Source organism: Pseudomonas sp. FP2338 (assembly GCF_030687515.1).
Lineage (GTDB): Bacteria > Pseudomonadota > Gammaproteobacteria > Pseudomonadales > Pseudomonadaceae > Aquipseudomonas > Aquipseudomonas salomonii.
The window spans coordinates 5,337,947-5,352,074 of record NZ_CP117436.1; the positions used below are offsets into that span (position 1 = coordinate 5,337,947).

A 14,128-nucleotide genomic window follows, 5' to 3' on the forward strand; every position below is an offset into this window, starting at 1 on the left:
TATGAATGCGCCCACTATAGAGACGAAAACCCGCCACGCAAATCCCCATTGCGCGCCAGGAACAGCCCCGGTCGCTGACCATTGGCCTGCCCATCGCTATAACTCAGCACGCCATTGACCCACACGCCATCAATCCCCTCGGCAGCGCGTTGCGGCTCTTTGAAATCCGCCACATCACGCACCCGCAACGGGTCGAACAACACCAGGTCGGCCCAGTGCCCTTCACGAACTTCTCCACGCTCGGCCAGGCCAAAACGCGCCGCCGACAACCCGGTCATCTTGTGCACCGCCGTGTGCAGTGGAAACAACCCCACATCGCGGCTGAAGTGCCCCAGCACCCGTGGAAACGCGCCCCACAAACGCGGATGGGGAAATGGGTCTTCCGGTAGCCCATCCGACCCCACCATCGACAACGGGTGCGCAAGAATACGCCGTACATCCGCCTCATCCATTCCGTAATACACCGCCCCTGCCGGTTGCAGGCGACGTGCCGCATCCATCAGCGAAACATCCCACTCAGCCGCGATGTCCTGCAAGTCGCGCCCGCCGACCTCCGGGTGCGGTGTTGACCAGGTAATAGTGATACGAAACGCGTCGGTGACCTGCTTCAAATCCAGCGTCGACGAGCTGGCAGCATAGGGATAGCAATCACACCCGACCGGATGGGTTTGCGCGGCCAATTCCAATGATGCCAACAGTTGCGGACTGCGCCCCCAATTGCCCGCACCGGCACACTTGAGGTGGGAAATGATCACCGGTGCCTGCGCATGTCGGCCAATCAGAAACGCCTCATCCATCGCCTCCAGCACCGGTTCGAATTCGCTGCGCAAATGCGTGGTGTACACCGCACCAAACGCCGTGAGTTCCTCACTGAGCTGCAGCACTTCATCGGTCTCGGCATTGAACGCGCTGGCGTAGGCCAGGCCTGTGGATAACCCTAGGGCACCCGCCTGCAGACTCTCCTGCAACTGCACGCGCATGGCGGCAATTTCGCCGGGCGTGGCGGTGCGATGCAGGTCGTCCATATGATTGCTGCGCAAGGCGGTGTGGCCGATCAATGCGGCAACGTTGACTGCCGGATGGGCACGCTCCACCGCCGTGCGATAGTCGGCAAAACGTGGATAGGCGAATGCTTCACGCGACCCCAGCAGGTTCATCGGGTCGGGCGGATCATTGCGCAAACTCACCGGCGATGCACTGATGCCGCAGTTGCCGACAATCACCGTCGTCACGCCCTGGCTGAGCTTGGGCAGCATCTGCGGATGGCGGATCACCACTGTGTCATCGTGGGTGTGCACGTCGATAAAACCCGGCGCCAACACGCGGCCACCGGCGGCGATTTCCTGCTCACCGGTTGCGCTCGACAAATCGCCAATGCGCTCGATGCGCCCGGCACGCAGCCCCACATCGGCGACATAGCCTGGCGTGTTGCTGCCATCAATGATCAGCGCCTGGCGGATCAGCGTGTCGTACTTCATATCAGTCTCCAAGCGGCAGGCTGTCGGGGCCGCCGCGATAATCGTCGAGGGCCAGCTTGATCCGGCGCAGGCGTTCCTGGTTGTCGTCCGGCAGGGCCAGCGCCAGCTCGGTGGCGAGCAGGTCGATGGCCAACAGCATGCCGTAGCGCGCCGCAGTGGGCTTGTAGATAAAACTGGTTTCGGCCGGTTGCAGCGGCAGTAAGACGTCCGCCAATTCGGCCAGAGGGGAGTCGGCCAGGGTGATGGCGATGATGGGCGCATCGTAGCTACGCGCCAGTTTCACGACGTCCAACAGTTCTGGCGTCAGCCCGGTGAGCGAGCACACGATCAACGCCTGCTCCGGGCCTAAAGTGGCCGCCGTGACCCGCATCATCACCGGGTCATGGCTGGCGGCAATCGGGTAGCCCAGGCGTACCAGGCGCACCTGCAATTCGTCGCTGCACAGGCTCGATGGGCCGCCCATGCCGAACGCGTGAATCATCCGCGCCTTGCCCAACAGGCTGACCGCATCAACAAAACTGGCCTGGTTAAACCCCGACAGGTGCTGACGCAATGTCGCTTCGATATCCCCCAGAATCTGCCGGTGAAACGCCGACTGTTCCGGCAAACCTGCCGGGTCGAGGAAGCGACTGCCCACGCCACTGGCCTGGGCCAATTGCAGGCGCAAATCGCGTAAATCGCGGCAACCGACACTGCGGGCAAACCGCGACAAGGTTGCCGTGCTGACCTCGGCCCGTTGCGACAACGCTTCCAGGCTGGCCGACGCGGCAAAGCCCACGTCATCGAGCATCAGCTTGGCGATGCGGCCTTCGCCGGCGCTGAACGAATCCTGGCGGGCGCGGATCTGGTAGAGGATGTCCATGGCGGCTCCGGCTTACAAAATGAGGCTTACAAAACGAGGCTTATAAAACAAGGCTTATAAAACAAGGCTTATAAAACAAGAGAAAGGCCGTAAGTCAGACCAAACGCGACCACCGAAATCAAAGTCTCCAACACGGTCCAGGTCTTGAAGGTCTGGATCACCGTCATATTGAAGTATTCCTTGATCAGCCAGAAGCCGCCGTCGTTGACGTGGGAAAAGATTACCGAACCCGCACCGGTCGCCAGCACCAGCAATTCAGGGTGTGGATAACCCAGGCCCAAGGCAACGGGCGCGACCACACCCGAGGCCGTGGTCATGGCCACGGTGGCCGAGCCGGTGGCGATGCGCATCAACGCGGCAAACAACCAGCCCATTACCAACGGCGATAGCTGGAAGGCATGCGCCAGGCCAAGAATCTCATGGGTCACGCCCGCGTCCACCAGGATGCGGTTCAAGCCGCCGCCCGCGCCCACCAGCAAGGTGATGCTGGCGGTCGGCGCCAGGCACTCATTGGTGAACTTGAGGATCGCTTCGCGGTTGAAGCCCTGGGCCAGGCCCAACGTCCAGAAACTCACCAGCGTGGCGACCAGCAGCGCGATCACCGAATTGCCGATAAACAGCAGGAATTGGTTGAAGCCAGTGCCAGGCGTGGAAATCACGTTGGCCCAACCACCGATCATCATCAGCACCACCGGCAACAGGATGGTGCCCATGGTCAGGGCGAAACTTGGCAAGCGCGTACGCGGCTCGCGCTCGATAAACTGGCGTTCCAGCGGGTTTTCCGCCGGCAGGTGGATGCGCGGCACGATGAACTTGGCATACACGGGACCGGCGATGATCGCCGTGGGAATCCCGATCAGAATCGCGTACAGCACGGTCTGCCCCACCGAGGCGTTATAGGCCAGCACCGCCATCATCGCCGCCGGGTGTGGCGGCACCAGCGCGTGCACCACCGACAGACCGGCGACCATCGGCAAGCCGACCATCAGGATCGACACGCCCACGCGCCGCGCCACGGTAAAGGCGATCGGCACCAGCAACACAAAACCGACCTCGAAAAACAGCGGCAGTCCCACCAGGAACGCGATACACACCATCGCCCAATGGGCGTTGCGCTCGCCGAAACGGTTGATCAGCGTACGCGCCACCTGCTCGGCACCGCCGGATTCGGCCATCATCTTGCCAAGCATGGTGCCCAGCGCCACCACCAGGGCGATATGCCCAAGGGTCTTGCCGACGCCCGCCTCATACGAGCCCATGATGGTGTCCGCCGGCATGCCGGCCATCAAGGCCAGGCCGATGGACACCAACGTGATGACGATAAATGGGTTGAGTCGGTAACGTGCAATCAGCACGATCAATGCAATGATGGCGATGGCAGCGTATGCCAATAGCCCAAAGCCCAGTGGTGCGGCCATGCGGTACTCCTTGGAAAGGGTCACGTCGAATTGGTTGTGAAACTCATAAATCATTACCGGGCTAGGTTTTCAATTTTTATGAAAGTAATTTTCGCCCACGGATAAGCGCTGTCGTTTTGGGATATGCCCAACGCCAGCGGATGAAAATTCGGGGGGTGTTCTTACACGAAGTTTTTTGCGCGTGGAAACTCAGCTACCAGGGCCGAGTCTCAGATGGCAGCCCTACTCACAACCAGGAAAACCGAGAATGAATCCCAAGACCCTGCTTGTTCCTTTCGCCGCCAGCGCACTGCTGCTGGCCTTTTGCGGCAGCGCCTCGGCCGATGACAGCCCGGCGCTGAAAAAATGCCTGGATGGCGCCAACACCACGGCGGATATGGTTGCCTGCAACGCCACCGAAGCCAAGATCCAGGATGCGCGCCTGAACAAGGCCTACAAAGCCGTCCTTGCACTTCAGGAAGGCAAACAAAAGCAGCAACTGCAGGACGTGCAGCGCCTGTGGATCAAGTACCGGGACGCCAACTGCGGCTTCATCGGCTCAGCGACCGGCGGCACCATCGATCAAGTCAATGGCATCGGCTGCATGCTGGACATGACCCAGACCCGCGCCCAGGAACTGGAAAATATGCTGCCGCTGTAATCAGTCGTGATGCACGCGGGCGCGCTTGAGCAGCTTCTTGCAGCGCTCCGACAAATGCAGCACGCGCACATGTTTGCCGGCCTTGGTATAGCGCTCGCGCAGGGTCATCAACGCAGCAATCGCCGAGTAGTCGACAAAGCTCAGGTGACGACAATCGAGCGTCACCTGGGCCGGGTCGTTGGCCGGGTCGAACTGGTTCAAAAATGGCGTGGTCGAGGCAAAGAACAGCGTGCCGTGCAGGCGATACAGCTTGCTGCCGTCAGCTTCCAGATGCTCATCGGCATACAACTCACGGGCCTGTTGCCAGGCGAAGTTCAGCGCCGCAATCACGATGCCGCACAGCACGGCGGTGGCCAGGTCGGTGAACACGGTAATCACCGTTACCGCAATAATCACCAGCACGTCGTTGACCGGCACCTTGTTGATCACCCGCAGCGACGCCCAGGCGAAGGTCTGCTGGGACACCACGAACATCACCCCCACCAGCGCCGCCAGCGGGATGCGCTCAATCAGCGGCGACAGAAACAAAATGAACAACAGGATCATCACCCCGGCAAACACCCCGGAGAAACGCCCGCGCCCGCCGGAGCTTAAGTTGATCACGGTTTGCCCGATCATCGCGCAACCGCCCATGCCGCCAAACAGGCCCGAGACCATGTTCGCCGCGCCCAGGGCCACGCTCTCGCGGTCGGGGTAGCCACGGGTTTCGGTGATTTCATCGGTGAGGTTCAGGGTCAGCAGAGTTTCCAGCAGGCCGACCATCACCATCAGGAACGCGTAGGGCGCGATGATGCCGAGGGTTTCCAGGGTCCAGGGAATCTGCGGCAACGCGAAGGTTGGCAGGCCGCCGGCGATGTGGGCCATGTCGCCCAACGTGCGGGTTGGCAGGCCAAGCAGGTAAACAGCCAGGCCGACGCCCAAAATCGCCACCAGCGCCGGCGGCACGGCGCGGGTCAGGCGTGGCAGCAGGTAGACAATCGCCATGGTGGCCGCCACCAGCCCGGCCATCACGTACAACGGCGTGCCGCTCAGCCAGGTTTCACCGCTTTTGAAATGCTCCAGCTGTGCCAGCGCAATGATGATCGCCAGGCCGTTGACGAACCCCAGCATCACCGAGTGCGGCACCATGCGCACCAGTTTGCCCAGCCGCAGCAGGCCGAACGCGACCATGATCAGCCCGCCCAACAGCACCGTCGCGAGCAGATACTCCACGCCGTGTTGCACCACCAGCGCCACGATCACCACCGCCATCGAACCCGCCGCGCCCGAGACCATGCCCGGCCGGCCGCCGAACAAGGCCGTGAGCGTGCAGATGATAAAGGCGCCGTAGAGGCCCATCAGTGGGTTAAGGTGAGCCACCAGGGCAAAGGCGATGCATTCGGGCAGCAGCGCGAAAGACGTGGTGAGGCCGGCCAGGGCATCGGCGCGCAGACGGGTGAGGTTCATGAGATACCAGGGAATAGCGAGGGATATGGCGGGGGATGGTACGGAATTGCGGCGGGTGGGGCCAGTAATGTGTAACAACACATGAACCGAGTCGCCTTCATCGCAGGCAAGCCAGCTCCCACATTTTGAATTGCGAATCCATTCAAGTGTGGGAGCTGGCTTGCCTGCGATGGCAGCGCCAAGATGCTAAGCGAACATCACACCATCTCGTGACGAATCCACTCCACCACCGACGTGCGCTTCGGCGCCCAGCCCAACACTTCACGCGCATGCTTGCCACGCACCCGGCTGTTGGAACCCAGGCCATAGTTGGCCATTTCATAGCCCCACTCTGCTTCAGCCTCGGCCAATGGCCAGTCCTGCGGCTCGCCCAGGTTCAGCGCTTGGGCAATCGCGGTGGTCATGTCGACAAATGCCGCTTCGCTGCTTTCCACAAAGTAGAACGTACCTGGGACGTTTTTGGTCAACGCCAGCAGATACAGGGCCACCACGTCTTCAATGTGCACGTTGGACCAGATGTTCTGGCCGGTGCCCACATGGCGCACCACGCCGCTCTTACGCGCCTGTTTGAGCAGTCGTGGCAATTGCACGCTGTCACGCTTCACGCCCAGGCTGTGACCGTAGATCAGGGTGTTGCAGATTACCGCCGAGTTCACGCCGTCTTTGGCTGCCGCCAGGATCAGGTTGTCGATGGCCACACGCGCGGCCTTGTCGACGGTCGGCTCCGGCAGGTTGTCTTCAACGTAGATGACATCGCTGCCTTTACCGCCCGACGCATCACCGACAATGCTCGAACCGCTGGTGTGCAGGAACGGCTTGTTCGAACCTTTCAAGGCGGCCAGCAAGGTTTCGACGGCAGCGCGATGGTCGCTGCTGGCGGCGTTGATTACCGCGTCAGCCTGTTGCGCCTGCGCGGTCAACACGGCGGCGTCATCCAGCGTGCCGATCACGGGCGTGATGCCCAGGGCGGTCATTTCAGCCGCTTGCTCGGCGCTGCGCACCAGGCCGGTGACAGTATGGCCGGCCTTGACCAGGCCGGTGGCGATGGAGCCGCCGATAAACCCTGCTGCGCCGGTTACGAATACATTCATGGAGGTTGCTCCTGACGGGGTAAGTGATGGGCCCAGTATCAAGCACTCATTCCTGCCGAATAAGCCCATGTTGCCCAATTCAATCTTGCGCGCAGGTCACGAATCAGCAGGCATATCGCGCCAACTTGGCCTGAATGAAGTCCAGGAAGCACTGGATGCGCAGCGCCAATTGCGAGTTACGGTAGAACACTGCGTGGATCGGCTGGCGATAGCCGCTGTTGAAGGCTTCCAGCACCGGCACCAGGCGGCCCGCATCGATGTCGGCGATGGTCATGAAGTTCGACAGGCAGCAAATGCCCTGCCCTTCCAGCGCCAACTGACGCACGGTTTCGCCACTGGAGGCGGCAATGCTCGGCTGGATCGGCCAGCGGTCGCCTTCCACGTGACGCAGCGGCCAGTGGTTGAGGGTTTCGGTCTGGGTAAAGCCCAGCAGCGTATGGTCGGCCAACTCGGCCACTGTCTTCGGCGTGCCGAACTGCTTGAGGTAATCGGGGCTGGCGAGGATGTGCAGCGGCGTGCAGCCCAGTGAGCGTGCATGCAGGGTCGAGTCAGCCAGGGCGCCGATACGAATGGCAATGTCGGTGCTTTGCTCCAGCAGGTCGATGATCAGGTCGTCGCTGTTCAGTTCCAGCTGGATATCCGGGTAGAGGCTGCGAAACTCGGCAATGTACGGCACGATCCCATGCAGCATGAACGGCACGGCTGCATTGATGCGCAGGCGCCCGGAAGGGTTCTTCTGGCGCGACGACAGGCGCTCTTCCAGCTCGTCCATCTGCGCCAGTATCACCTTGGCCTGTTCGAAAAAATACTTGCCCTCTTCGGTCAGGTCCATGCGCCGCGTGGTGCGGTTGATCAGCGTGGTGTCGAGCTTGGCTTCCAGGCGCGACAAGGTGCGGCTGACGGCCGAAGGCGTCTGCCCGACTTGCTCCGCAGCCGCCGAAATCGAGCCGCACTCAATCACGCTGACGAAGATCTGTAGCTCATCGGATCGGGCTTTCACAGGCTGTCCTCTTTATCGGTTGCTGGCAGCTTACACCGAGAAATTGAACACCTGCGCCAGATGCTGCTCGTAGCGCGCCACGTCGACCTCGATCGCCGGGCGTTTCATCACGTCCACACACAGGAAGGTCGGCAGGCTGGTCATGCCAAGAAACTCGTTGGCCTTGTGGAACGGAAAGTACACGGCGTCCACGCCCTTGGCTTCGAAGAAGTCGGTTGGGTCGTCAAAGGCCTGCTGCGGCGCGTTCCAGGTCAGCGAGAGCATGTACTGCTTGCCCTGGATCAGGCCGCCGCTGCCGTATTTCTGCGACGCGTCGGAGCGCGTACGGCCGTCGCTGGCGTACAGGCTGCCGTGGCCTTCGGTGAAGACTTCGTCGATGTACTTCTTGACGATCCACGGCGCGCCCATCCACCAGCCGGGCATTTGGTAGATGATCACATCGGCCCAGAGAAACTTGGCGACTTCTTCAGCCACGTCATAGCCTTCATCGATATGGGTGACTTTGACGTCGATGCCGCCACGGTCGAGCACGGCCACGGCGGCGTCGTGCAAGGTGGTGTTATAGCGTCCGTCGGAGTGGGCGAACTTCTTGCCACCGTTAAGCAGGAGGACTTTTTTCATGGGCGTTATTCCAAAGGGTTGAACATATCTGCCGGCAGGCTATCGACATTCAACCCTTGGAATAAGCGGCGGCGCGGCAAAATACATTTGATCAAAACGCACGAATACGCAGCGGACTCTTGATTTAACCGCCTATGAGCAAGTGACCGCCCAGCAACGCCATGCCGACGAAAAACACCCGCTTGAACAGCACCGCGCTGATGCGCTGGCGCAGCACCTGGCCCAGCCACATCCCCAGCAACGCGGGTATCAGCGCCAACAGCGAGGCGCTGACTTCGCCACCGCCCAAGGTGCCACGCCAGGTCAGCGCAGCGGCCAACGCCAGCGTGGAAGCGGTGAACGCCAGCCCCAGCGCCTGCACCAATTGATCGCGGTGCAAACCCAGGGCTTGCAGATAGGGCACAGCCGGAATCACGAACACACCCGTTGCCGAAGTGATAAGGCCGGTGACCAGACCGCACAACGGGCCCAGCCAGCGCTCCGTTTGAGGCTTCACCTTGAAGGTCGGCAGGAACAAGCCACTTAACGCATACAGCAGCAAGGCACCACCTAGCGCGCGAACCACCCAGTGGCCGCCGTCCATGCCCAGCCACAAGGTGCCGAGCCCGGTGCCGAGGAAAATCAGCAGCAGCATTGGCCATAGGCGTTTGAGCAAGGCGCTCAAGTGGCCACCGAACGCCAGTTGCCAGAGGTTGGTGACTGTGGATGGAATGATCAGCAAGGCCGCAGCCTGCGCCGGGAGCATAGCCAGGCCGAGCATGCCCATGGCCACGGTGGGCAGGCCCAGGCCGATCACGCCCTTGACGGTGCCGGCCAGCAGGAAGGTGGCGATCACCAGCAGGGTCAAGGCGGGGCCGAGGTTTTGGTAGAACGCGAGGAAGGTAGTCATGGGGCGATTTTGCAGGATTTCGTTGAGGTCGAAAATTCGCCATATACTGAGGTAGCCTCTTGTTTTGCGTGAGGCTGAAATAGCTATCGCAGGCAAGCCAGCTCCCACATTTCACTGTGTTCACAAAGCAAAAGGTGGGAGCTGGCTTGCCTGCGATAGGGCCAGTGAAGTCACTCGAGAACCCCCAGCCATGCACTTTGACCTGATCGACCTGCGCCTCTACCTGTACACCCTCGACACCGGCAACATCACTGCCGGCGCGGCGCGCAGCCATTTATCCCTGGCCGCCGCCAGCGCGCGCATCCGCGCGATGGAAGCATCACTGGGCATTGAGCTACTCGAACGTAACCGCCGTGGCGTCACCCCAACACCCGCCGGCAAAGCCCTGGCCCGTCACGCCCGCCTGTTGTTGCAACAGGCCGAGCACCTGCAACAGGACCTGGCCGAATACGCCAAGGGCATCAAAGGCCAAGTGCGCCTGCTGTGCAACACCACTGCCCTGAGCGAATACCTGCCGGAACTGCTGGCGGATTTTTTGCGCCAACACCCCAACCTCGATATCGACTTGCAGGAGCTGCCGAGCCTGCGCATTACCCAAGCCTTGCGCCAAGGCACAGCAGACCTGGGGATTATCTCCGATGCGGTGGACACCCACGGCCTGCAGACCCTGCCGTTTCGCGATGACCCACTGGTGCTGATCATGCCCCTCGATCATCCGTTGGCGACGGCGAACTTCATCGACAGCCTGCAATACGATTATGTAGGCCTGACCGCCAGCAGCGCACTTTCGGTTTACCTGGAAGAACAGGCCTTGCACGCAGGCTTTCGCCTGCAAACCCGCATTCGCGCCGAGGGTTTTGATGGGTTGATCCGCATGGTCGCCGGCGGCGCCGGCCTGGGCATCGTGCCCCAGGCCGCATTGGAACGTTGGCCGACAGAAAAGCGCATCAAGGCCCAGCCATTAACTGAAGACTGGGCCTGTCGCACGCTGCTGCTGTGTGCCCGATCCTTCGAGCAATTGCCGGGTTACGCCAAGGCCTTGTTCGACGCCCTGGCCCTGCCCTTGCGGAAAAACCCGTAATACACCGCCGATAGAATCAGCAGGAATGGCACCCCAAACACCAGCGTCATCTTGAAGGCCTCGGTGAAGTACGTGGTGATCATCACCGCGCCCATCAGCACCAGCCCCAGCAGCGTGCTGTAGGGAAACAGGCGCAGCTGGAACGACAGTTTCGGCCCGCCATGGCGCTTGCGATAACGGCGGAAAAACAGGTGCGTGAGGAAGATCATGAACCAGGTGAAGATCGCGCCAAACATCGAAATCGCCATCATCAAGGTGAACGAGCTTTCCGGGTACACCACATTCAGCAAGGTCGCCAGGGCAATGCCGGAGCTGGACAGCAGCAACGCGTTCAACGGAATGCCGCTCTTGCTCAAGGCGCCCATGGACTTGGGCGCAAAGCCTGCACGCGACAGGCTGAACATCATGCGTGTGGTGATGTAGAGCTGGCTGTTCATCGCCGACAACGCGGCGATCAGGATCACGAAGTTCATCACCCCGGTGGCACCGGGAATGCCGATGGTCTGCATCACCGTGACAAACGGGCTCTGGGTCTGGCCGGCCTGGTTCCACGGCACAATGGCGAGCATCAACGCGAGCGTCAGCAGGTAAAACACCACCAACCGCACGATGGTGGCGCGAAAGGCTTTCTTCACCGCCTGCTCCGGGTCGGCGGCTTCACCGGCGGCCACGGCGATCATTTCTACGCTCAGATAGCTGAAGATCGACACGATCACCGCAATCCACATGCCGCTCAACCCATGAGGGAAAAACCCATCATGGGCCGTGTAATTCTGTAGGCCGTAGTCCGGGTTACCGGAACCGAACACCACGTACACGGCGAGGATGATGAAGCCGACGATCGCGGTGATCTTGATGGTCGAGAACCAGTATTCGAAGTTGCCGAAGGTCTTTACGCTGATGGCATTGAGCAGAATCAGCACACTGGAAAACGACACGATCCACACCCACTCTGGCACGTTGGCGAACCAGTACTTCATGTACATCGCCACCGCCGTGACCTCGGCGCCCACTGCCAGCACAATCGCTGCCCAATAGGCATAGCGCACCAGAAAGCCGGCCAGCGGGCTGATGTAAAACTCGGCATAGGCGCCGAACGAGCCCGAGGTGGAGTGCGCCACGGTCATCTCCGCCAGGCAGCCCATCAGCAATAAGGTGATCAACGCGCCGATGGCGTAACTCACCAGCACACTCGGCCCGGCATAACCGATGGCATAGGCGCTGCCCATGAACAGCCCGGTGCCGATGGCGCCACCGATGGCGATCATACTCATCTGGCCGCAAGTGAGCTGGCGCCTCAGGCCCAGTTCGCGGTGGGTGATCTCTGCAAAGCCTTTGTCTGGCGTGGTCACGTGGTGTGCCCCTTTATTATTGTGATTGCACTGTTTGGATATTGACGCAGATCCCTGTGGGAGCGGGCAAGCCCTAATGCCAGTCAGTTAAGACATCGCCGGTAACTGTGGCGAGGGAGCTTGCTCCCGTTGGACTGCGTAGCAGTCCCATGCTTTTAAAGCAAAGAGCAGGGCCGCTTCGCGCTGGAGCGCCAGCCCGGCCCAGCGGGAGCAAGCTCCCTCGCCACAGGTCGCTGGTTGTCAGTTCTAGCTTTTAACTGACTGGCATTAGGGCTTGCCCGCTCCCACATTTTGATTCGTGTTGCTCTTAAGTGACGCTGTTGCGCACTTTGAATTGCGGCTGGTCCCAGGTGTGGTTGTCGAGGATTTCGCCAAGGATCTCCACGGCGTCAAATACCTCGGTAAAGCTCGTATACAACGGCGTAAACCCAAAGCGCATGATGCGCGGCTCACGGTAATCACCGATCACCCCTCGGGCAATCAAGGCCTGGATCACCGCATAACCTTCAGGGTGTTCGAAACTCACATGGCTGCCGCGTTTGGCGTGCTCACGCGGCGTAATCAGCTCCAGCCCGTGGGCGGCGCAACGGGCTTCGACCAACGCGATAAACAGGTCGGTCAAGGCCAGGGATTTGCTGCGCAGGCTGGCCATGTCGGTCTGGGCAAAAATCTCCAGGCCGCATTCGACCATCGCCAACGACGTGATCGGTTGTGTGCCGCACAGGTAGCGCGCGATGCCGGCGCTTGGCGCGTATTGAGCTTCCATGGCGAACTGGCGCGTGTGCCCGAACCAGCCCGACAATGGCTGGCGCACCACATCCACCAGCGCCGGGTTGACCCACACAAACGCCTGCGAGCCCGGCCCGCCATTCAGGTATTTGTAGGTGCAGCCAATCGCATAATCGGCACCGGCCTTGTTCAGGTCGATGGGCACCGCGCCCGCCGAATGCGCCAGGTCCCAGATACTCAGCGCGCCACATTCATGGCTCAGGGCGGTGAGCGCCTGCATGTCGTACATGTAGCCGGTCTTGTAATTGACGTGGGTGAGCATCACCACCGCCACGTCCTGGTCGATGGCTTGGGGCAGTTCGTCCGGGCTGTTGACCAAGCGCAGGGAATAGCCCTGTTGCAACAGCTCGGTCAGGCCCTCGGCGATGTACAGGTCGGTGGGAAAGTTACTCGCTTCGCTGACGATCACTTTGCGCGCAGGCTCGCGCTGGCGCTGCACGCTCAAGGCAGCGCTGAGCACCTTGAACAGGTTGATCGAGGTGGTATCGGTAATCACCACTTCACCGTCACGCGCGCCAATCAGCGGCGCCAAACGGTTGCCCAGGCGTTGGGACAAGTCGGCCCAACCGGCGCTGTTCCAGCTGCGAATCAAGCCATTGCCCCACTCTTCGGCGATCACCTGCTGCGCTCGCTCCAACGCCGCTACCGGGCGTGCGCCCAGAGAGTTGCCATCGAGATAGATCACGCCCGCAGGCAAGGCAAACTGCTGACGCAGTGGCGCCAGCGGGTCCTGGGCGTCGAGGGCTAGGCAGTGGCTTCGAGTGGTCATGGGTCGTCCTGATTTTTGTAAGTAAGGATGGACCAAATAATGAACGAAGTTTTAGAGAATTTTCGTGCAAAGTGGTGGGTAACAGGCTAATTAAGCTGTAGGAAATTCGAATTTAACCCCCAAACACGCGGATTTATTCTAACCATGATTCTCGACGCCACCGACCTGCGCCTCCTGCATTTTTTGCAACAGGATGGGCGCATCAGCAACCAGGAATTGGCGGAAAAAGTCGCCCTGTCGCCCTCCGCCTGCCTGCGCCGTTTGCGCCTGCTGGAGAGCGAAGGAATTATCAGCGGCTACCGCGCCGTGTTGAATGCCGAGCAGTTGGGGATCGAGCTGGAGGCCATCGTGCACCTGTCGTTGCGCCAGGATGTGGAGGACTGGCACGAGACCTTTATCAAGAAGGTGCAAGGTTGGCCGGAGGTGGCCAGCGCCTATGTGATCACCGGCGCCAGCAACTATGTGTTGCGTGTGCAGGCGCGCAACCTCAAGCACTTTTCCGACTTTATCGTGAACCACCTGAACCGCACGGCCGGGGTGATGGATATTCGTTCGGAGATTGTGTTGCAGAAGATCAAGGATCGGGATGAGGTGTTGGATCTGGTCATCCGCAAATAGCCAGCCACACCACAAAAACCCTGTGGGAGCCGGCTTTTTGGGGGCGCTTCGCACCCCAGCGCAAGCAAGCTTGC

13 protein-coding genes are annotated in these 14,128 nt (G+C 60.8%); 3 read left to right on the forward strand and 10 right to left on the reverse strand.

Annotated features, from left to right (window positions below):
* Nucleotides 1-14: 14 nt before the first annotated feature.
* The 3 genes from PSH96_RS24180 to PSH96_RS24190 form a co-directional block, all read right to left on the reverse strand.
* Nucleotides 15-1,478, reverse strand: a complete 1,464-nt coding sequence (locus PSH96_RS24180; RefSeq protein WP_305455613.1) for an amidohydrolase family protein — start codon at nucleotides 1,476-1,478, stop codon at nucleotides 15-17.
* Between the two features lies 1 nt (nucleotide 1,479).
* Nucleotides 1,480-2,340: a MurR/RpiR family transcriptional regulator gene (locus PSH96_RS24185; RefSeq protein WP_017137948.1), complete on the reverse strand. Its 861-nt coding sequence runs from the start codon at nucleotides 2,338-2,340 to the stop codon at nucleotides 1,480-1,482.
* A gap of 68 nt (nucleotides 2,341-2,408) precedes the next feature.
* Nucleotides 2,409-3,812 carry a gluconate:H+ symporter gene (locus PSH96_RS24190; RefSeq protein WP_305455615.1) on the reverse strand — a complete coding sequence of 468 codons (1,404 nt, stop codon included), beginning with the start codon at nucleotides 3,810-3,812 and terminating at the stop codon, nucleotides 2,409-2,411.
* Between the two features lie 193 nt (nucleotides 3,813-4,005).
* Between PSH96_RS24190 and PSH96_RS24195 the strand changes: the two genes are divergently transcribed.
* Nucleotides 4,006-4,398, forward strand: a complete 393-nt coding sequence (locus PSH96_RS24195; protein ID WP_305455617.1) for a lysozyme inhibitor LprI family protein — start codon at nucleotides 4,006-4,008, stop codon at nucleotides 4,396-4,398.
* Here the strand turns inward: PSH96_RS24195 and PSH96_RS24200 are convergent, their stop codons facing one another.
* The 5 genes from PSH96_RS24200 to PSH96_RS24220 form a co-directional block, all read right to left on the reverse strand.
* Entirely contained in the window at nucleotides 4,399-5,844 is a 1,446-nt protein-coding gene (locus tag PSH96_RS24200; protein WP_305455619.1) for a SulP family inorganic anion transporter, read from the reverse strand.
* A gap of 197 nt (nucleotides 5,845-6,041) precedes the next feature.
* The gene (locus PSH96_RS24205; protein WP_305455621.1) at nucleotides 6,042-6,935 is read right to left on the reverse strand and encodes an NAD-dependent epimerase/dehydratase family protein; all 894 of its coding nucleotides are present in this window, start codon (nucleotides 6,933-6,935) and stop codon (nucleotides 6,042-6,044) included.
* 103 nt (nucleotides 6,936-7,038) lie between these two features.
* Nucleotides 7,039-7,935, reverse strand: coding sequence for a LysR family transcriptional regulator (locus tag PSH96_RS24210; RefSeq protein ID WP_305455622.1), 897 nt, complete (start codon nucleotides 7,933-7,935; stop codon nucleotides 7,039-7,041).
* A gap of 30 nt (nucleotides 7,936-7,965) precedes the next feature.
* Nucleotides 7,966-8,556 (reverse strand): NAD(P)H-dependent oxidoreductase, encoded by a 591-nt coding sequence (locus PSH96_RS24215; protein ID WP_058420011.1) that lies wholly within the window; start codon nucleotides 8,554-8,556, stop codon nucleotides 7,966-7,968.
* A 124-nt stretch (nucleotides 8,557-8,680) separates the two neighbouring features.
* The gene (locus PSH96_RS24220; protein WP_305455623.1) at nucleotides 8,681-9,445 is read right to left on the reverse strand and encodes a sulfite exporter TauE/SafE family protein; all 765 of its coding nucleotides are present in this window, start codon (nucleotides 9,443-9,445) and stop codon (nucleotides 8,681-8,683) included.
* 190 nt (nucleotides 9,446-9,635) lie between these two features.
* On the opposite strand from PSH96_RS24220, the gene PSH96_RS24225 reads away from it, so the two are divergent.
* Nucleotides 9,636-10,526 carry a LysR substrate-binding domain-containing protein gene (locus PSH96_RS24225; RefSeq protein WP_305455625.1) on the forward strand — a complete coding sequence of 297 codons (891 nt, stop codon included), beginning with the start codon at nucleotides 9,636-9,638 and terminating at the stop codon, nucleotides 10,524-10,526.
* Here PSH96_RS24225 and PSH96_RS24230 read toward each other — a convergent pair.
* Both PSH96_RS24230 and kynU read right to left on the reverse strand, forming a co-directional pair.
* Nucleotides 10,472-11,878 (reverse strand): amino acid permease, encoded by a 1,407-nt coding sequence (locus PSH96_RS24230; protein ID WP_305455627.1) that lies wholly within the window; start codon nucleotides 11,876-11,878, stop codon nucleotides 10,472-10,474. The genes PSH96_RS24225 and PSH96_RS24230 overlap by 55 nt on opposite strands.
* Nucleotides 11,879-12,185: 307 nt before the next feature.
* On the reverse strand, nucleotides 12,186-13,436 hold the full coding sequence (gene kynU, locus PSH96_RS24235; RefSeq protein ID WP_305455629.1) for a kynureninase: 1,251 nt from the start codon (nucleotides 13,434-13,436) through the stop codon (nucleotides 12,186-12,188).
* A gap of 144 nt (nucleotides 13,437-13,580) precedes the next feature.
* Between kynU and PSH96_RS24240 the strand changes: the two genes are divergently transcribed.
* Entirely contained in the window at nucleotides 13,581-14,054 is a 474-nt protein-coding gene (locus tag PSH96_RS24240; protein ID WP_016974903.1) for an Lrp/AsnC family transcriptional regulator, read from the forward strand.
* The last annotated feature ends 74 nt before the right edge of the window (nucleotides 14,055-14,128 follow it).

Excerpts from the sequence above, each read along its gene's own strand:
- PSH96_RS24180 (WP_305455613.1), bottom strand. The coding sequence starts at position 1,478 with ATGAAGTACGACACGCTGATCCGCCAGGCGCTGATCATTGATGGCAGC.
- PSH96_RS24185 (WP_017137948.1), bottom strand. The coding sequence starts at position 2,340 with ATGGACATCCTCTACCAGATCCGCGCCCGCCAGGATTCGTTCAGCGCC.
- PSH96_RS24190 (WP_305455615.1), bottom strand. The coding sequence starts at position 3,812 with ATGATTTATGAGTTTCACAACCAATTCGACGTGACCCTTTCCAAGGAG.
- PSH96_RS24195 (WP_305455617.1), top strand. The coding sequence starts at position 4,006 with ATGAATCCCAAGACCCTGCTTGTTCCTTTCGCCGCCAGCGCACTGCTG.
- PSH96_RS24200 (WP_305455619.1), bottom strand. The coding sequence starts at position 5,844 with ATGAACCTCACCCGTCTGCGCGCCGATGCCCTGGCCGGCCTCACCACG.
- PSH96_RS24205 (WP_305455621.1), bottom strand. The coding sequence starts at position 6,935 with ATGAATGTATTCGTAACCGGCGCAGCAGGGTTTATCGGCGGCTCCATC.
- PSH96_RS24215 (WP_058420011.1), bottom strand. The coding sequence starts at position 8,556 with ATGAAAAAAGTCCTCCTGCTTAACGGTGGCAAGAAGTTCGCCCACTCC.
- PSH96_RS24220 (WP_305455623.1), bottom strand. The coding sequence starts at position 9,445 with ATGACTACCTTCCTCGCGTTCTACCAAAACCTCGGCCCCGCCTTGACC.
- PSH96_RS24225 (WP_305455625.1), top strand. The coding sequence starts at position 9,636 with ATGCACTTTGACCTGATCGACCTGCGCCTCTACCTGTACACCCTCGAC.
- kynU (WP_305455629.1), bottom strand. The coding sequence starts at position 13,436 with ATGACCACTCGAAGCCACTGCCTAGCCCTCGACGCCCAGGACCCGCTG.
- PSH96_RS24240 (WP_016974903.1), top strand. The coding sequence starts at position 13,581 with ATGATTCTCGACGCCACCGACCTGCGCCTCCTGCATTTTTTGCAACAG.